The organism is Hafnia alvei (genome assembly GCF_034424155.1).
Lineage (GTDB): Bacteria > Pseudomonadota > Gammaproteobacteria > Enterobacterales > Enterobacteriaceae > Hafnia > Hafnia alvei.
The window spans coordinates 4,313,726-4,336,981 of record NZ_CP139992.1; the positions used below are offsets into that span (position 1 = coordinate 4,313,726).

Here is a 23,256-nt window from a genome sequence, read left to right on the forward strand (position 1 = left end):
CTAATTATTGGAGCCGTGTTACCTATGTCAGCCAAACACCCAATTATTGCAGTAACCGGCTCCAGTGGTGCCGGTACCACCACCACCAGCGTCGCCTTCCGCAAAATCTTTCAGCAATTCCATCTTAAGGCGGCTGAACTGGAAGGCGACAGTTTTCACCGTTACACGCGGCCAGAAATGGACGCGGCTATTCGCAAAGCTCGCGAACAAGGCCGACATATCAGCTATTTTGGCCCAGAGGCCAATGATTTTTCTTTTCTAGAACAAAGCTTTCTTGAATACGGCCAGCACGGTCGCGGGCGTTCCCGTAAATATCTGCATACCTACGATGAAGCCGTTCCCTACAATCAGGTTCCGGGTACGTTTACCCCGTGGGAAGCACTGCCAGAACCTACCGACGTGCTCTTTTACGAAGGGCTACACGGCGGCGTCGTCACCCAGCAGCATAACGTGGCGCAGCATGTCGATTTACTAGTGGGCGTGGTGCCGATCGTCAATCTGGAGTGGATCCAAAAATTAGTACGAGACACCGGCGAGCGCGGCCATTCACGTGAAGCCGTGATGGATTCGGTGGTGCGTTCAATGGAAGATTACATCACCTACATTACGCCGCAGTTCTCTCGCACCCACATTAACTTCCAGCGCGTGCCGACGGTTGATACTTCTAATCCTTTTGCCGCCAAAGCGATCCCTTCCTCCGATGAAAGTTTCGTCGTGATCCATTTTCAGGGCTTAGACAACATTGATTTCCCTTATCTATTAGCGATGCTGCAAGGGTCGTTTATTTCACACATCAACACGTTAGTGGTTCCCGGTGGAAAAATGGGGCTGGCGATGGAGTTGATCATGACGCCGCTGGTGCAGCGTCTGATCGAAGGGAAAAAAATCGAATAACCGCGCGGGTTATTCAGCCATTAATAGATACTGAATAAAGCCCAAATGTAGCTTCAGGCCGATACGCATAGCGTCCTCATCCAATTTAAATTTTGGATTGTGGACGCCATAAACCGCACCCAAATCTTCATTCCCGCTGCCGATAAACAGAAAACAGCCCGGTACTTTTTCCAGATAAAAAGAGAAGTCCTCGCCGCCAAACATCGGCGCAGGCATTTCAAGCACGCTTTCTTTTCCGAGTTGCTGTTCAATAACTTCGCGCGCAATCCGGCTCGCCTCAACGTCGTTATTGCCGATGGTATAGCCTCGCGTCCAGCGAATATCATAATCCGCGCCGTGCGCCTGCGTAATTCCGGCAACGGTTTGCTCAACCAGCTGTGGTACTTTCTCGCGCACGCTCGCCACATGGGTGCGTAAAGTGCCTGCCAAAGCAGCCGTTTGCGGGATCACGTTGTAGCCGCCCTCTGATTTAAACGTCGCCACGGTTAATACCGGTGTCTGCAAAGGATCGATTTTACGCGCGACAATATTTTGCAGCGCAGTCACCACCTCAGCGCCAATGACCACCGGATCGATACACAGCTGCGGCATAGAGCCATGGCCGCCTTTTCCTTTGATGGTGATATCAAAGTTGTCGCTGGATGCGCAAAACACCCCCGATTTCCAGCCCACGACGCCCGTTGGGAAGTTCGGCATGACGTGCAAACCAAAAATCATGTCCACGCCGTCTAAAACACCGAGTTTAATCAGCTCTTGTGCGCCACCGGGCGGAACTTCCTCGGCGTGCTGAAATATAAAGCGCACCTGCCCACGTAATTGGCGGTGACATTGAGCTAAAACACTGACCGCCCCCATCAACATGGCCGCATGTGAATCATGTCCGCATGCGTGCATCACACCAGAGTGCGTTGAGGCAAAAGGCTCTTCGCTCTCTTCCTGAATCGGCAATGCATCAATATCAGCACGTAGCGCATAGCGAGGGCCACTCAATGCCCCGACTAAATCAACCACCACGCTGTTATTCGTCGGGCGCGATATCGAAATGTTCTCTACATGAGACAGTTCTTCGGCAATATAGTCGGCTGTTTTCTGCTCTTGGAAGGAGAGTTCAGGGTTTGCATGAATGTGCCGACGCCAACGAATAACATCCGGCATAACAGATAACAACATAGCATCAAGTTCACGTTTCATCGTACATCTCCCCTGTTACGCAGTTTCACGAACTGGGCTATAGGTTTTTCCTGCCAGCGGCAGGATCACCAGCCCAGAGACAATCATGACCACAACCAGAAAAACAAAAGTTGAAAAATAACCTTGGCTCATCTTCACCAGATACCCCATGGCAATCGGCGCAACAAAACCGCCCAAGGTGCCACCGGTGTTAATAATCCCCATCGCGGCGCCCATTACGTCAGTCGGCAAACGTTTCATTGGTAAAGTGAAGACGGTGACAAACGACGCCATGAGGAACACATAGCCGAAGAATAAAAACAGGCTGGCCGAAATAGCCGAAGATGTGGCGTAAACCAACCCAATACAGACCGCGCTCAGCAACGAACACGAACAAACCACTTTGTGCTCTTTACCCTGCATGTATTTGCCAACGAAATAGCCGGTGCACAAAGACGAAATCCACATCCCCAGACCGCCCGCCGCGGCCACTAAGCTGGATACGCCCAACGGCAGCCCACGGTTTTGCACCAAGAATTTAGGCAGCCATGCCATCAGGCCGTAGGACGGAATGTTCAAACAAAAAATGGCGATAAACAGCAAAATAACGATAGGGCTTTTCAACAGCTGGCGATAAGGCCCGCTTTTCTGCTGGGTAGAAGATGTTGGCCATGCCTTCTGTGGATTTGGCACCAGCCACAAAATGCAGCCCGAGATGATAAAGGCCAAAATACCCAACGAAGCAAAAGACCCGCGCCAGCCAATATGCTCAAGACAATATACCGCCACCAACGGGCCTAACGTCATCGCCAGCCCCGCCGAGGACAGCAGAATAGACTGCGCAAAAGTGCGCTGCTCAACGGTGAAATTTGCCGTCACCGCTTTCGCACAGGAGGTCGGATAGCCCGCATGTCCCATACCCGCCAGAAAACGAAACGTCAGCAATAAACCAAAAGTGAGCCCCACCCAGCCGAAGCACATAGCAAACCCACCCAGCAGAAAGAGTGAGCTACACAAGACTTTTTTGAATCCAAAGCGATCGTTCAGCCAACCGGCGGGGATCTGAAAAATGGAATAGGCGAGAAAAAAAACGCCGGTGATATAGCCTAATTGCTCAGGCTGGAGAGAAAACTCCCGCTCGATAGGCAACAGAGCAAACCCCACCACGGTTTTGTCGATATAAACAATGGCGTAACCGATAAACAGTAAAAAAATCATCAATGAACGGCGCTGAAATTGCATAGCCAAACTCCTCGCTGAACGGCGTCAACCCTGACAGAGGCTCAAACGCATAGGGGTGCTTATGTGATGTGCATCGCTTTCTTTTTATTAACTGCGCGCCAGATGGCATTGATGAAAATATCGTCTTTACCCACACCGTGTAAGATGTCATTTTTTTTGGGGTGATGCTTTTTATTGATAGGGGAAGCGCGGTGAAATATCTGCCAAAAATTCAGCAGCTAAAAACGTTTCAGGAAGTGATTCGTCGAGGAAGTATTCGCGCCGCCGCGCGCGCGTTAAACCAGTCACAGCCTGCAATAAGCAGAGCGATCAAAGAATTGGAACATACGCTGAATACGCAGCTTATCGTGCGCGGAGCCAAAGGAATGATGCTGACTGAAACAGGAAGCGCGTTTGCGGCACGCTCGCAGCTTATTTTGGAAGAACTCCAGCGCGCGGCAGATGAAATTGAGCAAATAAGCCAATATTCTCAAGGGTCGGTGTCTGTAGGCTTTTCATCGCTGATTGCGCTAACCGTGTTTCCTCAGGCCGCTGATACCTTTAAGTCTCAGTTTCCACAGGCCAATATACACGCCAAAGAAGCGCAGCTCTCGACGCTTCTACCGGCCTTGCGTGAAGGGCGACTCGATTTTGCCATCGGCACGCTAACAGTCGAAACTACGCCAATAGATCTGGTCCGTGAGCCGCTATTTGAATCGCCCTTTTGCATTATCGCTCACCGCGATAACCCATTTTCTCAGGCTAAGTCGTTAGAAGAGCTGAAGCACGCAAAATGGCTGATACCTGAAACCGATATGGGCTACTACCAGCAGCTAGAATCAGCCATGGGGAATTTTTACCACCAGCTTAGCCAATCACCGATCCGAACGGACTCCGTGGTGTGCGGATTAAGCATGGTGCAACAGGCACAATACCTCACCATCGTGGCCCGGGCGATGCGGGAACCGCTGGGATTAGACAATACGCTCTGTGCATTGCCTATCGACGATTTACCCACCGCCCAGTATTGCGTGTTCTATTCACAAAAATCGCCGCTGACCTTAACGGCGCGGCGATTCTTGGATTTATTACGTTGGGAATGCCAAAACTATGCTTGGGAGTAAAAACGTTACTCAACCACGATAGTTTCAAAGCTGTGGGTAATATTCACCGCTTGACCCAACATCAGCGCTACCGAGCAATACTTCTCGGCCGATAAGGCGACTGCGCGTTCAACGGCTTTATCAGTCAGTCCTTTGCCGGTAACCACGAAATGCAGATTGATGTGAGTAAACAAACGAGGGGCTTCTTCGCGGCGCTCAGAGGTTAATTTTACTTCACAGTCGCGCACGTCCAGTCGCCCTTTCTGTAAAATAGAAACCACGTCAATCGCGCTGCATCCACCCGCAGACATCAGCACCATTTCCATTGGGCTTGGTGCTTTATCGCCAGCGTTTCCATCCATAAGAATTTGATGCCCTGAAGCGGATTCACCCAGAAAAGTCATCCCTTCAACCCATTTCACTCGTGCCTGCATGTTTATCACCCCTTTGGTTAAATTTTGGCATCAGACTACGCTTTCTATAAAAAACAGGCAATCCGAGGCCTCACTTCTTGATGCTGAAGCGAGACAACACAAGACACCTGCACAAAGCTGTGCTACAAACTATGCCGAAATGGATCTTTATGGATTGAAACGGGTATAGATCAATAACTCTAGGAAATAATTACCTTAGCCTATTACTCTATATCTCGATTATGAAGTGCTATACAAGTTAATAAGCAAAGCCCCGTGCCACGATAAGCACACTGTCAGGATCAGTATCCCGATATTAGGGCAGCGATAACAACAGAGGATAATAGCGAATGGTTCTCGGCAAACCGCAAACAGACCCGACTCTTGAATGGTTCTTGTCTCATTGCCATATCCACAAGTATCCGTCCAAAAGTACCCTGATCCACCAAGGTGAAAAGGCTGAAACCCTGTACTACATCGTTAAGGGCTCCGTTGCTGTATTGATTAAAGATGAAGAAGGCAAAGAAATGATCCTTTCTTATCTCAATCAGGGCGATTTCATTGGTGAACTAGGCTTATTTGAGGAAGGGCAAGAACGTAGCGCCTGGGTTCGTGCAAAAACCGCCTGTGAAGTGGCTGAAATTTCTTACAAGAAGTTCCGCCAGCTCATTCAGGTCAATCCAGATATTCTGATGCGCCTGTCTGCTCAGATGGCTAGCCGTTTACAGGTTACCTCTGAAAAAGTCGGCAACCTTGCATTCTTGGACGTAACCGGTCGTATCGCTCAGACCCTGCTGAATCTGGCCAAACAGCCAGATGCCATGACTCATCCAGATGGTATGCAGATCAAGATCACTCGTCAGGAAATTGGCCAGATCGTTGGCTGCTCCCGTGAAACCGTTGGTCGTATTCTGAAGATGCTGGAAGATCAAAATCTGATCTCCGCACACGGAAAAACCATCGTCGTTTACGGCACTCGCTGATAGATGACGCCCGTGTAGCCTTGCTGCACGGGTTTCTTTAGCTATGTGGCGGCGGTTCATCTACCACCCGGAAGTCAACTACGCACTGCGTCAAACGCTGGTGCTGTGTCTTCCTGTGCTATTCGGCCTGTTGATAGGTAATCTACAACTTGGGCTGATGTTCTCTTTAGTTCCCGCCTGCTGCAATATCGCCGGGCTCGATACTCCGCATAAACGCTTTATTAAACGATTAGTCGTTGGCGGCAGCTTATTTGCCTTCAGCAGTTTTCTGCTACAGCAATGCTTACTCTGGCAAATTCCCCTACCGCTGATCATGCTCGGTTTAGCCTTGTTGCTTGGCGTTAACGGTGAAATTAGCCCGCTACACGCACGGCTTATGCCTGCCGCGCTGGTTGCCTCTATTTTTACCCTGAGCATGGCGGGAAGCGTGCCGATCTGGCATGGGCCACTGCTGTATATTGTCGGCACTATTTGGTATGGCGCTTTCACCTGGTTTTGGTTCCTGCTGTGGAAGGGGCAACCGATCCGCGAAAACCTCAGCCAGCTCTACGTTCAGCTTGGCGACTACATGGAAGCCAAATACAGCCTGCTAACTCAGCATATCGATCCTGAAACCGCGCTGCCTCCGTTGCTACAACGCCAGCAAAAAGTGATGGATCTCATTGCTCAGATATACCAACAAATGCACATGCTTTCATTGGTGCATAACCCTGAATACAAACGCCTGCTGCGTTATTTTCAGGTCGCATTAGACTTGCAAGAACACATCACCGTTAGCCTGTCTCAGCCCGATGAAGTGCAGAAGCTGGTCGAAAAAAGTCAGGCCGAGGCGATATTACGCCGCAATGCTCAGGTCATTACCGAGCGACTTAAAACGGTTGCCGACGATATTTTGTATCACCGTTATCCCCAACATTTCTCGATGGATAATGAGCTATCGGCGCTAGAAAAACTGTCTAATCAGCACCCAGATAACCCCGTTGGCAAATTCTGTTATTATCATTTTAGCCGTGTGGCTCGCCTGCTAGAGCGCCAACGCCCACTATATCAACGCAATCTGATGTCCACTCAGCAGCGGCTTCCCTTCTGGCCTGCGCTGCGCGCCTATCTTTCGCTGAAGTCGGTAGCACTGCGCAACGCCGCACGATTAGGTATTACGCTGGCTGCGGGCAGTAGCCTCGGCATGTTATTCCATCTGCCAAAGCCCTATTGGGTTTTGCTGACCATCATGTTGGTGATTCAGAATGGCTATAACGCGACGCGCGTTAGGATCCAGCACCGTGCGCTAGGCACCTTTGTTGGATTAATTGTTGCCGCAGGACTACTGCAGCTCAACCTACCGTTGAACGTCACGCTTAGCTGCATGCTGGTAATTACCATCGCGGCTTATTTGGTGCTCAGGAAAAACTACGGTCTGGCCGTGATCGGTTTCACCATCACGGCGGTGTACACGCTTCAGCTGTTACAGCTTAACGGATTACATTTCTTGGTTCCGCGCCTCATCGATACGGTTCTCGGTTGTATTCTTGCCTTTGCCAGCACCATCTGGCTGTGGCCACAGTGGCAAAGCGGCTTGCTGCGCAAAAATGCGCATCAGGCATTGGAGGCCTACCAAGACGAACTGCGCCTTTTACTGTCGCCTGAGCCAAAAACGTCCGCGCTGGCCTATGCGCGTATGAAAGTGAATCAGGCACACAATGCCGTCTTTACTTCGCTAAATCAGGCGATGCAGGAACCGGGATTTGACTCACGTTACTTAACGGATATGCGCCTGTGGATCACCCACAGTCAGTTTATCGTTGAGCATCTCAATGCCATGACGATCCTCGCACGCGACCACTACATGCTCACCGAGAATCTAGCACAGGATTATTTACAGCGTTGCGAAATTGCGTTGCAGCTTTGTCAGCAACGTTTGGAACATGATGGTCCAACGCTCAATGACAACGCCGCCGTATTTCAGTCTGACGATCAAGAAACTAACGGTATGCCCGTTACGCAAATTGAAGTGCATCTTCGACGCATCATTGCGCACTTACGCGCCATGCATACCATTTCGTCGATAGCATGGCGGCAACGGCCACATCACGGGATTTGGATGAGCCGTAAACTCAGGGATTAATTGCCACCCACGACTTTGGCAATCGCTTTTTCCAGCCGTGCCATGCCCTCATGGATATCGGCAAACTCGATAACCAACGAGGGCGCAAAGCGCAAAATATCCGGTCCCGCGTTCAGCAGCATAAGTCCTTCACTCGCGGCGGCATGCAAGATATCTCGCGCCTTACCGTGATAGGCAGGGCTCAGTTCAGCGCCCAGCAACAGCCCCATTCCACGCACCTGAGTGAAGATATTGTACTGGGTATTGATCTTCTCTAGGGCCTCCACAAACAGGCCGTGGCGCTCTTCAATTCCCGCCATCACCTCAGGTGTATAGATCACGTCCAGAGCCGCCTCTGCAACCGCACAGGCCAGTGGATTACCGCCATAGGTGGTACCGTGGGTACCCACCTGCATGGCGCTGGCAATTTCGTGGGTTGTTAACATGGCGCTAATCGGAAAACCGCCCCCCAGCGCTTTGGCAGTGGTGAGAATATCCGGCGTCACACCGTAGTGCATGTAGGTAAAGAGTTTACCGGTTCGGCCCATACCGCTTTGTACTTCATCGAAAACCAACAGCGCCTGATGCCGATCGCAAAGTTCACGTACGCCTTGCAAGAAGCTTTGCGTCGCAGGCATCACGCCGCCTTCGCCTTGAACGGGCTCAAGCACCACTGCACAGGTATGATCGTCGATAACTGCACGAACGGCGTCTAAATCATTAAATGGCACATGCACGATGTCGGCAGGCTTCGGGCCAAAGCCGTCTGAATATTTTGGCTGCCCCCCCACGGAAACCGTAAATAAGGTACGGCCATGAAAGGCATGGTGGAAGGCAATAATCTTGGATTTGAAAGGGCTAATTTTGCTGGAGGCATAGTAACGAGCCAGTTTAAACGCCGCTTCGTTTGCCTCCGCGCCGGAGTTTGCAAAGAAGACACGCTCGGCAAAGGTGGCATCAATCAGCTTTTGTGCCAGACGTAGCGCAGGCTCATTGGTGAAAACATTACTTACATGCCACAGCTTTTCGCCTTGCTCATGCAGTGCAGCAACCAGCGCAGGATGGCAATGCCCTAAGGCCGTCACGGCAATCCCCCCCGCAAAATCCACATACTCTCGCCCTTGCTGATCCCACACTCGGCTTCCTTTACCGCGCACGGGAACGAAATCTGCCGGTGCATAGATAGGCAACATCACCTTTTCAAATGTGTCTCTTGCAACTGACTGCTGCTTCGCCATCACTTTTCCACCTTATTCACATCGCCAACAACGATTTGCCAGCTATTAAATGAAAATATAATCATAAAATATGCATAATAAATCATTTTATGGCAACCGTAATTTGCGTTTGTTTTGCCAAAACCTCCCCGTTCAATAACAGCGGTTAAAGTTGAGACTAAGATTCAGCGTGCTTATACTTTGAACTTGGAAGTTACGTTCCGCCTCTTCACTTAAGGACTGACCATGAGCGCTCCGCTTACCATTGCTAAGAATCAAAAAGTCACGCTGCAACTACTTCCGGCGCTGGCCAACCGCCACGGACTGATTACCGGCGCAACGGGTACGGGGAAAACCGTGACCCTACAAAAAATGGCAGAGCAGTTCTCTCGTATTGGTGTTCCCGTATTTTTGGCCGACGTAAAAGGCGACTTGTCCGGTATTGCCGCTGCCGGCACGCCTTCCGATAAATTACAGAAAAGATTAGATGCTTTGCAGGTGACCGACTGGTCGCCGCAGGCGTGTCCGATCATTCCGTGGGATATTTTTGCCGAAAAAGGTCACCCTATTCGTGCCACGGTGTCAGATTTAGGCCCGCTGTTGCTGTCTCGCCTGCTGGATTTAAACGACGTGCAATCCGGCGTGTTACAGCTGGTGTTTAAGATTGCCGATGACAGCAACCTGCTGCTGCTCGATATGAAAGATCTCCGCGCCGTGGTGCAGTTTGTGGGGGACAATGCCAAACAGTTCACCACCCAGTATGGCAATATTTCTACCGCGTCTATTGGCGCGATTCAGCGCGGATTACTGACGCTGGATCAGCAAGGCGGCGATCATTTCTTTGGCGAGCCGATGTTGGATATTAAAGATCTGATGCGCTGCGACGCCAATGGGCAAGGCATTATTAATCTACTGGCCGCCGACAAACTGATCAATCAGCCGAAGCTCTACTCGGTATTCCTTCTGTGGCTACTGGCGGAGTTATTTGAACAGCTGCCTGAGGTCGGTGACGTTGAGCAACCAAAGCTGGTGTTCTTCTTCGATGAGGCTCATCTGCTGTTTAACGACGCGCCTAGCGCCCTACTGGATAAAATAGAACAGGTCGTGCGCTTAATCCGTTCTAAAGGCGTAGGGATCTATTTCGTTACCCAGAACCCACTGGATATCCCTGACAACGTTCTCGGACAACTGGGCAATCGCGTTCAACATGCGCTACGTGCGTTTACCCCACGCGATCAAAAAGCCGTGAAAGCCGCAGCACAAACCCTGCGCGCAAATCCCGAATTCAGCACCGAGCAGGCCATTACCGAGCTGGGCGTAGGCGAAGCATTGGTTTCATTCCTTGATGAAAGCGGTCGCCCAACCATCGTTGAGCGCGCAATGGTTATCGCGCCCAAATCCCGTATGGGGCCGTTAACCGCCGATGAATTGAATCACGCCCTAAATCATTCACCGTTATATGGTCGCTATGACGAAGCCGTCGATCGTGAATCTGCCTATGAAAAAATCACCCAGCAGGGCTTCAGCACGGTTGAAAGCGGGGATGAAAAAGCCAGCGCTGACGACGTGAAAAAACCAGAGGCCAACGCGCAAGAAGGCGGCGGATTGATGGGCAGCTTGAATGAAATTCTGTTCGGCACCACCGGCCCTCGCGGTGGTAAGAAAGATGGCGTGGTACAAACCGCCGCAAAAAGCATGGCGCGTCAGGTAGGAAGTTCGCTCGGCCGCCAAATTTTGCGCGGCGTTTTAGGCTCGATTATGGGCGGACGTAAATAACTCCCTGCTTTCTTATGCTCTTACTTATGCCCTGCATGATTTATCATCGGGGCATCTGATGTCATTTCCGTACAAAGCGAACCTCTGATGCTGTTGCTGATCGATAATTACGACTCCTTTACCTACAACCTCTACCAATACTTTTGCGAACTCGACGCCGACGTTATCGTCCGCCGCAACGACGATCTCACGCTTGAGCAAATCGAAGCGCTGGCGCCTTCACATCTGGTGATATCACCTGGACCTTGCACACCAAACGATGCTGGGATTTCTTTAGCAGCCATCGAACACTTTGCGGGGAAAATACCGTTGTTAGGCGTGTGCTTAGGTCATCAGGCACTGGGGCAGGTTTTCGGTGCCAACGTGGTTCGCGCCCGTCAGGTCATGCATGGCAAAACCAGCGCAATTCGCCATACCAACGGCGGCGTATTCCATGGCTTAAACAATCCGCTAACGGTAACGCGCTACCATTCACTGATTCTGGAAAAAGAGACGCTGCCCGACTGCTTGGAAATTACCGCGTGGAGTGAACGCAACGGCGAACCCGACGAGATTATGGGCGTACGCCATCGCACCTTAGACGTTGAAGGCGTGCAGTTTCACCCTGAAAGCATTTTAAGCGAACAAGGCCACCAGCTATTGAAGAATTTTTTGCAGCGCTAGAAACAAAACTCCCGCCAACAGCGGCGGGAATCTCAGCTCATAACATCAAACCGAATATCAGAGATTATGGCAGTACTTTTGCCGATGTAATCACGATCGGCTTAGAAGGGACATTCTGGTATGGGCCGACGTTCTCAGTACGCACCTGAGCAATTTTGTCGACAATGTCCATCCCCTTCGTCACTTTACCAAATACCGCATAGCCAAAATCACGCTGGCCGTGATCTAAGAAAGCATTGTCGGCAACGTTAATGAAGAACTGGCTGGTTGCGCTGTCTTTTTCAGCAGTACGCGCCATAGCGATGGTGCCGCGCAGGTTACGCAAACCGTTATCCGCTTCGTTTTTGATTGGTGCATTCGTGGTTTTCTGCTGCATATCCGCAGTAAACCCACCGCCCTGCACCATAAAACCAGGGATCACACGATGAAAAATCGTGTTGTTGTAATACCCGCTGTTCACGTAGTCGAGGAAGTTCTTCACCGACACCGGCGCTTTTTGACTATCCAACTCAATTTCAATATTACCAGCGGTCGTCGACAGTAAAACATGGCTGTTGGCAGCCAATGCGGCCGGAGCCAATACCGTCAGCGAAAATAGCGCGGTTAGGGTGACGAATACTCTCTTGAACATGACACATCCTTTCTCTGCGGGCTTTTTCAAAGCAGGTGAACAACAAATTAACTTATCGATTCTAATTAGGCGCTAGCCTATTAGCTACCCATTTACTCACATTTACTTAACGATGGGATAAGTCTGAAAAAATGCCGCCTCTTAGCGACGAAAAACACCTAGTTTTGCAATCAAGATCACACTTCATCCCCTACCTAATTATTCAAAAATGAATTTTTGCGAACTGACTCGCAAACCGATTGATGGAAGTTGCTAGTCTTAAACTTAAATGAGAGCGCTCTCATTTTATGATCAACGCAAAATACGCTATCTGATTTATCAGGTTTATGAGGCGGGTGATAAACCCACGCTATTTATCTCGCTGCTCCTCGTGTTGTCCTGATGATCATCGAAATCCTCATTGCCAGATAAAACGGAGATACTCGCATGATCCCGATAAAAGTTGCCATCATCGGCGGAGGCAGTAGTTATACACCGGAGTTGGTTGAAGGCATTATCCAGCGGGCTAAGCAAATTCCGCTGTCTGAGCTGGCATTGGTTGACGTTGAAGCAGGTCGTCACAAGGTTGAGATCATTGCCGACCTCACACGCCGAATACTGGCACGCAATGGCTTTGAGCAGGTCAAGGTCAGCATCCATTTCACCCCCGACGATGCTATTCGTGGAGCCAGCTTTGTATTAACTCAGCTGCGCGTAGGCCAGTTACCGGCACGTGCTGCCGACGAACGTCTCGGCTTAAAGTTTGGATTAATTGGGCAAGAAACCACCGGCGTCGGCGGTTTTGCTAAAGCGCTCCGCACGATCCCCGTGATGCTAAACATCGCCCGTAAAGTTGAACAGCTGGCTCCCGATGCCTGGATCATTAACTTCACCAATCCAGCAGGTATCGTTACCGAAGCGGTTTCTCGCTATACCAAGGCCAAAATCATTGGTCTGTGCAATGTTCCCGTCACCATGCACCATATGATTGCCAAAATGCTGCAACGGCCCTATCGAGACGTCCAGCTACGCTTCGCCGGTCTAAACCATATGGTTTGGGTGCATCAGGTCACCGCTGATGGGCAAGACCAGACGCAACGGGTGATCGACATGCTCTGCGATGGCGCGGCGCTCACCATGAATAACATCAAAGAAGAGCCGTGGCCGCCGGAGTTTCTGCGCGCGCTTGGTGCCATCCCTTGCCCCTATCATCGCTATTTCTATCGAACCCGCACGATGCTGAAAGATGAAATCACTGAGGCTAGCACCGAAGGCACCCGCGCGGAACAGGTGATGGACGTTGAGAAAGCGCTCTTTGCGCTGTATGCCGACCCGAATTTAGACCACAAACCAGAGCAGTTAAGCTTCCGTGGCGGCTCATTTTATTCAGAGGTTGCGCTGGAACTGATGTGTGCGATTCACAACAATCTCGGTACCCGTTTAGTGGTCAACACGCCAAACCGCGGCGCCATTCACGATCTGCCTGCTGATGCCGTGATTGAAACTGACTGTATCGTGGATGCCCAAGGCGCGCATCCTCTCGCATTCGGTTCGCTCCCCGTGTCCATGGTCGGTCTCACGCAACAGGTGAAATCGTTCGAACGTCTGACGATCGAAGCCGCCGTACACGGTGATAGAAAATCCGCGCTGCTAGCGCTGGTCACCAACCCATTAATTGGCGATGCCGGACTGGCTTCACCTTTATTGGATGAAGTCCTAGCCGTAAACAAAGCGTATCTGCCACAATTTAATTAACCGCAATCCCCTCGTTGCTTTGCCGCAAGGAGGGATTTGGATCCCATCATCATAAGGAATTTGACCATGACGACGCTTGAAGACGTTGCTGCATTTGCCGGTGTTTCTCGCGCCACCGTTTCACGCGTGGTGAATGGCGATAGCAACGTCAAAGAAAAAACGCGTCTCATGGTGGAAGCCGCTATCACCGAGTTAGGCTATAGCCCACACCCGGCCGCCCGGGCGCTGGCGTCTAACCAAAGCCAAACGATCGGTTTAGTCACAACCACTTACCGCGGTGGTTTTTTTGGCGCACTGATGGATAACGTGCAAAGCGAAGCCGAAAGCCGCCGTAAACAGCTTCTAGTGACTCAGGGAAAAAATAGCGCTGACAATGAATGGCAGGCCATTCAGCGTTTATACAACCTACGCTGTGATGGGCTTATCCTGCACGTGAGAGCGCTGAGCGATGAGCAACTCTGCAAGCTGGCGCAAGAAGGCAAAGCCTTTATGATTTTGGATCGTTTGGTGCCGGGCCTTGAAGATCGCTGCGTCGCCTTCGATCATCACCGCGCCAGCCAAATGGCCACAAAACGGCTGATTGATTTAGGCCATACAAAAATAGCCTGTATCAGCGGCCCTTCCTCTCGTCATTCCAGCCAGCTACGCCGCCAAGGTTTTCTCGATACGATGGACGCCGCCGGACTGCTGCCCGTAGCCTGTTTAGAAGGCGATTATGATATGCAAAGCGGTTATCAGATGGCGGACAAACTTTTGCAAAGCCGACGACCTACCGCGATCTACTGCTGTAATGAAGAGATGGCGATTGGCGCACTGCTGGCGATCACCGAGCATCGCTTAACGATCCCAAATGATATCTCACTGATTTGCTATGACAGCGGAGAACGGGCGGCTTTTGTGCGTCCGGCATTAACCAGTATTCATTTCCCCATCACCGATATGGCTCGCCATGCCACCGAGCGTCTTATCGATCCCGAATGCATACCGGAAGTTTTTCTGCCTATCCTCATCGATCGTGGTTCGGTCATTTCCGCAAAAAGGTAATCTGTGACGATCTGAGAGCAATAATTTCTACTCAGATCGCTTTTGTAAGAAACTCATTCATATCGTTACAGCAAAAAATCGACATATATCACAAAAATCGCCTACAACTATGCTAGGATTCGCCGCCTTGTGGGATCGATTATTCTTAGTTTGATCCTTCGTAAATACTTTCCTATTTCTCAATACTACTGACACGGGCCTTGCTATGACCAACAGCAACCGCATTCGCCTAACATGGATCAGTTTCTTCTCCTATGCACTTACCGGTGCATTGGTGATCGTCACCGGGATGGTGATGGGCAATATCGCAGAATACTTTAATCTGCCGATTTCCAGCATGAGTAACACCTTTACGTTTCTTAATGCCGGTATTTTGGTCTCTATTTTCCTTAACGCATGGTTAATGGAAATTATCCCTCTTAAACGCCAGTTGATTTTCGGCTTCGTGCTGATGATCTTAGCCGTTGCGGGCCTGATGGTCGGCCACAGCTTGGTGATGTTCTCTCTGTGCATGTTTGTACTGGGCGTGGTGAGCGGGATTACTATGTCTATCGGTACCTTCCTCATTACCCATATCTATGAAGGTCGCCAGCGTGGCTCACGCCTGCTGTTCACCGACTCCTTCTTCAGTATGGCGGGGATGGTATTCCCCATCGTTGCCGCTACGCTGCTGGCGAATCACGTGACGTGGTACTGGGTTTACGCCTGCATCGGCGTGCTGTATCTGGCCATTTTCGTCCTGACGCTGATGTCTGACTTCCCTATTTTGGGTCAGAAAAAAGACGATCAGAGCGAGCCAGTGGTAAAAGAGAAATGGGGTATCGGCGTTCTCTTCCTGTCGATTGCCGCACTGTGCTACATCCTCGGCCAGTTAGGCTTCATCCAGTGGGTACCAGAATACGCCAGCAAACATTTCAACATGAGCATCGAAGAAGCTGGCGCATTAGTCAGTAACTTCTGGACGGCTTATATGGTTGGGATGTGGATCTTCAGCTTCATTCTGCGTTTCTTCGATCTGCAACGCATCGTGACCGTTCTGGCCGCGCTCTCTACCGTGATGATGTACCTGTTCGTCACCACCGAGCAGGTTGGCATGCTGAGCCTGTACATTCTGGGTCTGGGCTTTGTTAGCAGCGCAATTTACACCACGCTGATCACGCTGGGCTCGCTGCAAACCAAAGTGTCTTCACCAAAACTGGTGAACTTCATTCTGACCTGCGGCACCATCGGTACGATGTTGACCTTCATTGTGACTGGCCCAATCGTGGCGAAAAGCGGTGCTCACGCAGCGCTGGCAACCGCCAATGGCTTGTACCTTGTGGTCTTCGTGATGTGTTTACTGTTGGGCTTCGTGACGCGTCACCGCCTGCACGGCCACAGCACTAAATAAATCGGGTTCTTCCTGATAAAAAAACCGGCCTATAACAGGGCCGGTTTTTTATTGTCGCAATAACGCGATTAACGTTTAAAGTCGACGGTTTCAGACGCCCCTAGATGCAGCGTGGTTTTCGCTGGCTGGGTGCAGGCAATCACTGCGCCGCGACGAACGGAATAGCGCACAGGAACCTGACGACGCACGGCATCAAAACCACTGTCTGCCGGTAATACAATCAGATTCGCACTGTTCCCCGCCGCAATACCATAATCCGTTAGATTCAACGTTTTCGCACTGTGGTGAGTAATCAAGTTCACCCCATCGTCAATTTGACCATAGCCCATCAGCTGACAGACATGTAGCCCCATATGCAGCACCTGCAGCATATTTGCCGTACCCAGCGGATACCATGGATCAAACACGTCATCATGGCCGAAGCAGACGTTAATGCCAGATTCCAGCATCTCTTTCACGCGGGTAATACCACGGCGCTTTGGATAGGTATCGAAGCGCCCTTGCAGATGGATATTCACCAGTGGGTTCGCCACAAAGTTAATCCCAGACATCTTCAGCAAGCGGAATAAACGCGAAGTGTAGGCGCCGTTATAGGAGTGCATCGCCGTTGTATGACTCGCGGTTACACGTGCGCCCATGCCTTCTCGGTGTGCCAGCGCGGCAACCGTTTCAACAAAGCGCGATTGTTCGTCATCAATCTCATCGCAGTGAACGTCGATCAGACGGTCATATTTTTGCGCCAACGCAAACGTCTTATGCAGAGACTCCACGCCGTATTCGCGAGTGAATTCAAAGTGTGGGATAGCACCAACCACATCAGCGCCCAGACGCATCGCCTCTTCCAACAACGCTTCACCGTTGGGATACGACATAATCCCTTCTTGTGGGAAAGCAACGATTTGCAGATCAACCCACGGAGCCACTTCCTGCTTCACTTCTAACATCGCTTTCAGCGCCGTTAGCGTGGCGTCAGAAACATCCACGTGAGTACGCACATGCTGAATACCGTTGGCAATTTGCCATTTTAGGGTTTGCCATGCGCGCTGTTTCACATCTTCATGGGTCAATAACGCTTTGCGCTCGGCCCAGCGCTCAATACCTTCAAACAGGGTTCCAGACTGGTTCCAGCTTGGCTGCCCCGCCGTTTGGGTGGTATCCAGATGGATATGTGGCTCTACAAAAGGCGGTAACACTAAGCCCTGCTCAGCATCCAAACATTTAGTTGAAGCAGGCATCACGCCAGATTGCGCTTCAATTGAGGTTATTTTTCCGTCTTGAAGACCGATCTGCCACAGCCCTTCTTTCCCCGCCAAGCGAGCGTTAATCACCGCCTGTAATGTGTTATTCGGCACCGTTAGCCTCCGCATTTGTTATTGTTGATACTGCCGTCATTGCAGTTTTACGATTTAGAATTGGATTAAGCACCAGATAGCTCAGCGCCCCGCCCAGCACCGCATTCACGGGCACCACGCCCGGCAGCCAATGACCGGCGGCAATCCCCAGCGCGACGGCCAGAATAGCCACCCAGTTTACGTTCATCATACGCGCGGTAGCAAAGTGCTCATAGCGGCGACGGTTCATCAGGTAGTCAGCGATGATAACGCCGCCCACCGGAGGGATAGCCGCAGACAAGAACGTCAGCCAGCCAACAAAATTGTTATACAGCCACAGCGCGCAAATAGTGCCGATGATGCCGTTAATGATCGACAGCGTTTTACTCGACATACCGGTAATGTTGGCAAAACCCAATCCCGAGGCATAGAGCGCATTGTCGTTGGTGGTCCAGATATTCAGCCCCAGCACTACAATGGCAGGTAGCAACAGACCTTGAGCAATCATGACATCAGAGATATCCGCCATGCCCAATGCCGCCGCACCGGCCGCGCCGAAAATAAACATCAAAGAGTTGCCGAGGAAAAACGCCACCATTGAAACCAGCACCGCCATTTTGGCATTGCGCCCGAAGCGTACAAAGTCGGCGGTGAGCGTTCCTGCGCTGACAAAAGAGCCCACCACCAGCGCCAAAGCCACGTTAAAATCTAACGGCTCAGCCGGAACCACAGATCTCAGCGCGTCTAATCCGCCCATGCCATGCACCGCGAGCCAGACTGAGTAGCCCCCTAAGCAAGCAATAGCAGGAACCGCAATCACCGAAAGCACCGTTAACGCTGAAATACCAAAGAACACCGTCACCGTCATCAGCAAGCCAGAGATCGCGATCAGCCAATTGATATCCAGCCCGGTGGCTTTTCCTACCGGAATGGCAAACATCGCCACGCCGACGCCAAACCACCCTACCTGCGTTCCGCCCAGCAGCAGTGATGGCAGCCAAGAGCCTTTAACACCAAAAGAGAATCGCGCAAGAAGATGTGTGGTGAGGCCCGTTTTAGCGCCGATGTAACCGAGAATAGAAGTGTAAATACCGAGGAGAAGATTACCGAGGAGTACTGCGAGGAAGAAATCATGATAACTAAGACCGGTTCCGAGAGCGCCTCCGGTCCACATACTGGCGGAAAAGAAGGTTAATCCCAGCATGACGAACGTCAATGCTAATACCCCTTTCCGCGCCGATTGCGGTACAGGCCCCTGACTATAGTTGTTATCTTGCGACACGACATTCCTCCTTTCGCTGTTTTCAGGCCAAAAAATCCGCCGCATTCTATTCCTCTGCCGACAAAAAGCAATCGTTTTCGTATGGGTAATAAGAATTTTATATATTTCTCATGATTGAGCCGCTCCGCTTTCAAGATTGCTTAAAAATAAAACAAAATAGCATTTCACTTTTTATAGCTCATCCATTATCAAACTGACACGTTTCAGCTAAAGTTGCGAAAAATCCACAACTTAACAAAATATCAATGAAATCAGACAACTACCACCTTAGAGGTATATAGGGGTCAAATTGATTTACATCAATAAGTACAAACTTCGGAGGATTATGGTAGGCGTAGGATTCTTTTCATATGCAGCAAATTTTGAGGCAAAAATGAGCAAAATTAGACTCGCCATTATCGGTAACGGGATGGTCGGCCATCGCTTCATCGAAGAACTATTAGAAAAGGCTGAACCGAATCAATTTGAGATTACCGTTTTCTGTGAAGAGCCTCGTGTCGCCTACGACCGAGTTCATCTCTCTTCCTACTTCTCACATCACACCGCTGAAGAACTGTCGCTCGTTCGCGAAGGCTTCTACCAAAAGCACAACGTCACCGTGCTAGTCGGTGAACGTGCGATTACGATCAATCGCAGCGAGAAAATTATCTATTCTAACTCTGGCCGTACTATCCAGTACGACAAGCTGATTATGGCAACCGGATCATACCCGTGGATCCCGCCAATTAAAGGCAGCGAAGGCCAGGATTGCTTTGTTTATCGTACTATCGAAGATCTTAACGCCATTGAAGCCTGTGCACGTCGTAGCAAACGTGGTGCCGTGGTAGGCGGCGGCCTTCTCGGCTTAGAAGCCGCTGGTGCGCTGAAAAACCTAGGCGTTGAAACTCACGTTATCGAATTTGCGCCTGTATTAATGGCTGAGCAGCTCGACCCGATGGGCGGCCAGCAACTGCGTGAAAAAATTGAGCGTATGGGCGTGCGCGTTCATACCAGCAAAAATACCCAAGAAATTATCCACTCCGGTAGCGAAGCGCGTAAAACCATGCGCTTTGCCGACGGCACCGAGCTTGAAATCGACTTCATCGTTTTCTCAACCGGTATCCGCCCGCAAGATAAGCTGGCGCACCAATGTGGATTAGCCACCGCTCGTCGCGGCGGGATCGTGATTAACGATCAGTGCCAAACCTCCGATCCTGACGTCTACGCTATCGGCGAATGCGCATCATGGAACGACCGTACTTTCGGCTTGGTTGCTCCTGGTTACAAGATGGCTCAGGTCACCGTTGACCACCTACTTGGCAACGAAAACGGCTTCCACGGCGCAGATATGAGCGCCAAGTTGAAACTGCTGGGCGTAGACGTCGGCGGTATCGGTGATGCACACGGCCGCACCGAAGGCGCTCGCAGCTACGTTTATCTCGATGAAAGCCAAGAAATCTACAAACGCATTATCGTCAGCGCTGACAACAAACGTCTGCTCGGCGCGGTGTTGGTAGGCGATACCAGCGATTATGGCAATCTGCTCCAGCTCACGCTCAACGATATTGAACTGCCAGAACACCCAGATAGCCTGATTCTGCCTGCGCACGCGGGCAAAGGTAAACCGGCTATCGGCGTGGAATCATTGCCGGAAACGGCGCAGATCTGCTCCTGCTTTGACGTCAGCAAAGGCGACATTATCAAAGCGGTAAACGCGGGCTGTCATACCGTTGCAGCGATTAAATCAGCCACGAAAGCCGGTACCGGCTGCGGCGGCTGTATTCCACTCGTGACTCAGGTGCTCAACGCCGAATTAGCGAAGCAAGGTATTGAAGTTAATAACCACCTATGCGAACACTTTGCCTATTCGCGCCAAGAGCTGTATCACCTCATCCGCGTAGAAGAGATTAAATCCTTCAACGAACTGCTGGAAAAATACGGCAAAGGCTACGGCTGCGAAGTGTGTAAACCAACGGTCGGTTCTCTGCTGGCTTCATGCTGGAACGACTACATTCTGCAACCGGAACTCACTCCGCTGCAGGACACCAATGACAACTTCCTTGCCAACATTCAGAAAGACGGCACCTACTCGGTGATCCCTCGTTCTGCTGGCGGTGAAATTACCCCAGAAGGCCTGCTGGCCATCGGCCAGATCGCACGCGAATACAATCTGTATACCAAAATCACCGGTTCACAGCGTATCGGTATGTTTGGCGCACAAAAAGACGATTTGCCCGCTATCTGGAGCAAACTGATTGAAGCTGGCTTTGAAACCGGTCACGCCTATGCCAAAGCACTGCGCATGGCAAAAACCTGCGTCGGCAGCACCTGGTGTCGTTACGGCGTAGGCGACAGCGTTGGCTTCGGCGTGGAATTGGAAAACCGCTATAAAGGTATTCGTACACCACACAAAATGAAATTCGGTGTCTCCGGCTGTACTCGTGAATGTTCAGAAGCACAGGGCAAAGACGTGGGTATTATCGCCACCGAAAATGGCTGGAACCTCTACGTATGTGGTAACGGCGGGATGAAACCGCGCCATGGTGATTTGTTAGCTGCCGATCTCGATCGCGAAACGCTGATCAAATACCTCGATCGCTTCATGATGTTCTACATCCGTACCGGCGATAAATTACAGCGTACGTCTGTTTGGTTAGAAAGCTTGGAAGGCGGTATCGACTACCTGCGTTCCGTCATCATCAACGATAAACTCGGGATGAATGCGTTGCTAGAGCAAGAAATTGCCCGCCTGCGCGAAAAAGTGATCTGCGAGTGGACTGAAACCGTAAACACCCCTGAGGCGCAGGTACGCTTCGCTCACTTCATCAACAGCGATCAACGTGACCCTAACGTTCAGATCGTGTCTGAACGTGCTCAGCATCGTCCTGCACGCCCAGATGAGCGTATTCCTGTCACCCTGATCGCAACCGAGGAGGCTAACGCATGAGCCAGTGGATTAATGTTTGCCCGTTAAACGATATTCTGCCCGGCACCGGCGTGTGCGCCTTGGTGGGCACTCATCAGGTGGCGGTGTTCCGTCCTTACCAAGATGAGCAGGTTTTTGCCATCTCCAATATCGATCCTTTTGCCGGTTCAAGCGTGCTATCTCGTGGCCTGATTGCTGAACATCAGGGCGAACTGTGGGTTGCTAGCCCGCTGAAAAAACAGCACTTCCGCTTGGTCGATGGGCTTTGTCTCGAAGATGAAGCCCATTCCGTGCCGCATTTTGCAACCCGTTTGGTAGATGGGTTTGTGCAGGTACGTTCGGCGGATTAATCATCGCAAAATCCCCCTCCTAACCTCCCCCTTCTCAGGGGGAGGGACAGACGGTGCCATACCGAAACATAAATAGTTATCCTCTCTTACACAGATGAGGACAGGTAAACGGTGCGCAACGCTTTCCTCTGCAAGGGGAACAATGAGGGGGACATTCAAGAATTCGTTTTTTAACCTTAAATCATGGAAGCCAGTATGTTTACCGACACCATCAATAAATGCGCAGCCAATGCGGCACGCATTGTTCGCCTGAACAAAGATAACCCGTTTGGATTTTGGATTAGCTCTGCGATGGCGGGGGCTTATGTTGGCCTCGGCATCATCCTGATCTTCACGCTCGGCAATATGGTTGAACCCGCACTGCGTCCTTTGCTTATGGGCGCAACGTTTGGTATCGCCTTAACGCTGGTGATCATTGCCGGTTCTGAGCTGTTTACCGGTCACACCATGTTCCTCACGCTGGGTGTTAAAGCAGGCACCATTAGCGGAGGTCAGTGGTTAGCCATTCTGCCGCAAACGTGGTTGGGCAATCTGATCGGTTCAATCTTCGTCGCCGTTTTATATTATTACGGTGGCGGAAATTTACTGCCAGTGGATAGCAGCTTAGTGCACACCGCCGCACTGGCGAAAACCACGGCGCCTGCTGCCGTGCTGTTTTTCAAAGGCGCGCTGTGTAACTGGCTGGTCTGTTTAGCGATTTGGATGGCGCTGCGCACTGAAGGTGCAGGCAAATTCTTGGCCATTTGGTGGTGCTTGCTCGCATTTATTGCCTCCGGTTACGAGCACTCGGTTGCCAACATGACCCTTTTTGCCCTATCTTGGCTCGGCAACCACAGCGAATCCTTTACCCTGAGCGGTATCGGTCATAATCTGCTGTGGGTAACTCTGGGTAATACCTTATCCGGTGCGGTCTTTATGGGCCTTGGCTACTGGTATGCAACGCCGCGCGCACAGCGTCCGGTAACGGAAGCCACTGCACAAAAAAATCAGACTGCTTAATGATTTTATGGCGCATCGCTCAGGCGGTGCGCTATTTTTTGCCGAAGCA

The 23,256-nt window shown here is 51.0% G+C and carries 19 protein-coding genes; 12 read left to right on the forward strand and 7 right to left on the reverse strand.

The window, feature by feature from the left end; translation table 11 throughout:
* Positions 1 to 24 precede the first annotated feature (24 nt).
* A complete protein-coding gene (locus U0008_RS19985; protein ID WP_025799235.1) occupies positions 25 to 894 on the forward strand; it encodes a phosphoribulokinase in 870 nt (289 codons plus the stop codon).
* Between the two features lie 9 nt (positions 895 to 903).
* On the opposite strand, the gene U0008_RS19990 is transcribed toward U0008_RS19985, so the two are convergent.
* Positions 904 to 2,085 carry an amidohydrolase gene (locus U0008_RS19990; RefSeq protein WP_051874036.1) on the reverse strand — a complete coding sequence of 394 codons (1,182 nt, stop codon included), beginning with the start codon at positions 2,083 to 2,085 and terminating at the stop codon, positions 904 to 906.
* A 15-nt stretch (positions 2,086 to 2,100) separates the two neighbouring features.
* Positions 2,101 to 3,306, reverse strand: a complete 1,206-nt coding sequence (locus U0008_RS19995) for an MFS transporter (RefSeq protein ID WP_043489400.1) — start codon at positions 3,304 to 3,306, stop codon at positions 2,101 to 2,103.
* Between the two features lie 191 nt (positions 3,307 to 3,497).
* Between U0008_RS19995 and U0008_RS20000 the strand changes: the two genes are divergently transcribed.
* Entirely contained in the window at positions 3,498 to 4,409 is a 912-nt protein-coding gene (locus tag U0008_RS20000; RefSeq protein ID WP_043489403.1) for a LysR substrate-binding domain-containing protein, read from the forward strand.
* Positions 4,410 to 4,414: 5 nt separating this feature from the next.
* On the opposite strand, the gene U0008_RS20005 is transcribed toward U0008_RS20000, so the two are convergent.
* On the reverse strand, positions 4,415 to 4,822 hold the full coding sequence (locus U0008_RS20005; RefSeq protein WP_025799244.1) for an OsmC family protein: 408 nt from the start codon (positions 4,820 to 4,822) through the stop codon (positions 4,415 to 4,417).
* 329 nt (positions 4,823 to 5,151) lie between these two features.
* Here U0008_RS20005 and crp point away from each other — a divergent pair, with 329 nt between their 5' ends.
* Positions 5,152 to 5,784: a cAMP-activated global transcriptional regulator CRP gene (crp, locus tag U0008_RS20010; protein WP_004090925.1), complete on the forward strand. Its 633-nt coding sequence runs from the start codon at positions 5,152 to 5,154 to the stop codon at positions 5,782 to 5,784.
* Positions 5,785 to 5,827: 43 nt separating this feature from the next.
* Entirely contained in the window at positions 5,828 to 7,906 is a 2,079-nt protein-coding gene (locus U0008_RS20015) for a YccS/YhfK family putative transporter (RefSeq protein WP_025799248.1), read from the forward strand.
* Here the strand turns inward: U0008_RS20015 and argD are convergent.
* Entirely contained in the window at positions 7,903 to 9,123 is a 1,221-nt protein-coding gene (gene argD, locus U0008_RS20020) for a bifunctional acetylornithine/succinyldiaminopimelate transaminase (protein ID WP_043489405.1), read from the reverse strand. The genes U0008_RS20015 and argD overlap by 4 nt on opposite strands.
* 225 nt (positions 9,124 to 9,348) lie before the next feature.
* On the opposite strand from argD, the gene U0008_RS20025 reads away from it, so the two are divergent.
* Positions 9,349 to 10,878 carry a helicase HerA-like C-terminal domain-containing protein gene (locus tag U0008_RS20025; protein WP_043489407.1) on the forward strand — a complete coding sequence of 510 codons (1,530 nt, stop codon included), beginning with the start codon at positions 9,349 to 9,351 and terminating at the stop codon, positions 10,876 to 10,878.
* 87 nt (positions 10,879 to 10,965) lie between these two features.
* Complete coding sequence (locus U0008_RS20030) at positions 10,966 to 11,541, forward strand: aminodeoxychorismate synthase component II (protein WP_043489408.1); 576 nt, start codon at positions 10,966 to 10,968, stop codon at positions 11,539 to 11,541.
* Between the two features lie 64 nt (positions 11,542 to 11,605).
* Here U0008_RS20030 and ppiA read toward each other — a convergent pair whose 3' ends face one another.
* Positions 11,606 to 12,172 carry a peptidylprolyl isomerase A gene (ppiA, locus tag U0008_RS20035; RefSeq protein ID WP_040046992.1) on the reverse strand — a complete coding sequence of 189 codons (567 nt, stop codon included), beginning with the start codon at positions 12,170 to 12,172 and terminating at the stop codon, positions 11,606 to 11,608.
* 426 nt (positions 12,173 to 12,598) lie between these two features.
* Between ppiA and U0008_RS20040 the strand changes: the two genes are divergently transcribed.
* The 3 genes from U0008_RS20040 (at position 12,599) to tsgA (ending at position 16,340) form a co-directional block, all read left to right on the forward strand.
* Complete coding sequence (locus U0008_RS20040) at positions 12,599 to 13,906, forward strand: 6-phospho-beta-glucosidase (protein WP_043489411.1); 1,308 nt, start codon at positions 12,599 to 12,601, stop codon at positions 13,904 to 13,906.
* Positions 13,907 to 13,972: 66 nt separating this feature from the next.
* Positions 13,973 to 14,950, forward strand: coding sequence for a LacI family DNA-binding transcriptional regulator (locus U0008_RS20045; protein WP_043489414.1), 978 nt, complete (start codon positions 13,973 to 13,975; stop codon positions 14,948 to 14,950).
* Between the two features lie 205 nt (positions 14,951 to 15,155).
* Positions 15,156 to 16,340, forward strand: coding sequence for an MFS transporter TsgA (gene tsgA, locus U0008_RS20050; RefSeq protein WP_025799261.1), 1,185 nt, complete (start codon positions 15,156 to 15,158; stop codon positions 16,338 to 16,340).
* Positions 16,341 to 16,408: 68 nt separating this feature from the next.
* On the opposite strand, the gene codA is transcribed toward tsgA, so the two are convergent.
* The gene (gene codA, locus U0008_RS20055; protein WP_096388605.1) at positions 16,409 to 17,692 is read right to left on the reverse strand and encodes a cytosine/isoguanine deaminase; all 1,284 of its coding nucleotides are present in this window, start codon (positions 17,690 to 17,692) and stop codon (positions 16,409 to 16,411) included.
* Entirely contained in the window at positions 17,682 to 18,953 is a 1,272-nt protein-coding gene (codB, locus tag U0008_RS20060) for a cytosine permease (protein WP_043489419.1), read from the reverse strand. Before codB ends, codA begins: the two co-directional genes overlap by 11 nt.
* A gap of 373 nt (positions 18,954 to 19,326) precedes the next feature.
* Between codB and nirB the strand changes: the two genes are divergently transcribed.
* The 3 genes from nirB (at position 19,327) to nirC (ending at position 23,207) form a co-directional block, all read left to right on the forward strand.
* Complete coding sequence (gene nirB, locus U0008_RS20065) at positions 19,327 to 21,879, forward strand: nitrite reductase large subunit NirB (RefSeq protein ID WP_043489549.1); 2,553 nt, start codon at positions 19,327 to 19,329, stop codon at positions 21,877 to 21,879.
* A complete protein-coding gene (gene nirD / locus U0008_RS20070) occupies positions 21,876 to 22,208 on the forward strand; it encodes a nitrite reductase small subunit NirD (RefSeq protein WP_025799268.1) in 333 nt (110 codons plus the stop codon). Before nirB ends, nirD begins: the two co-directional genes overlap by 4 nt.
* 195 nt (positions 22,209 to 22,403) lie before the next feature.
* A complete protein-coding gene (gene nirC, locus U0008_RS20075) occupies positions 22,404 to 23,207 on the forward strand; it encodes a nitrite transporter NirC (RefSeq protein WP_025799270.1) in 804 nt (267 codons plus the stop codon).
* Positions 23,208 to 23,256: the final 49 nt, after the last annotated feature.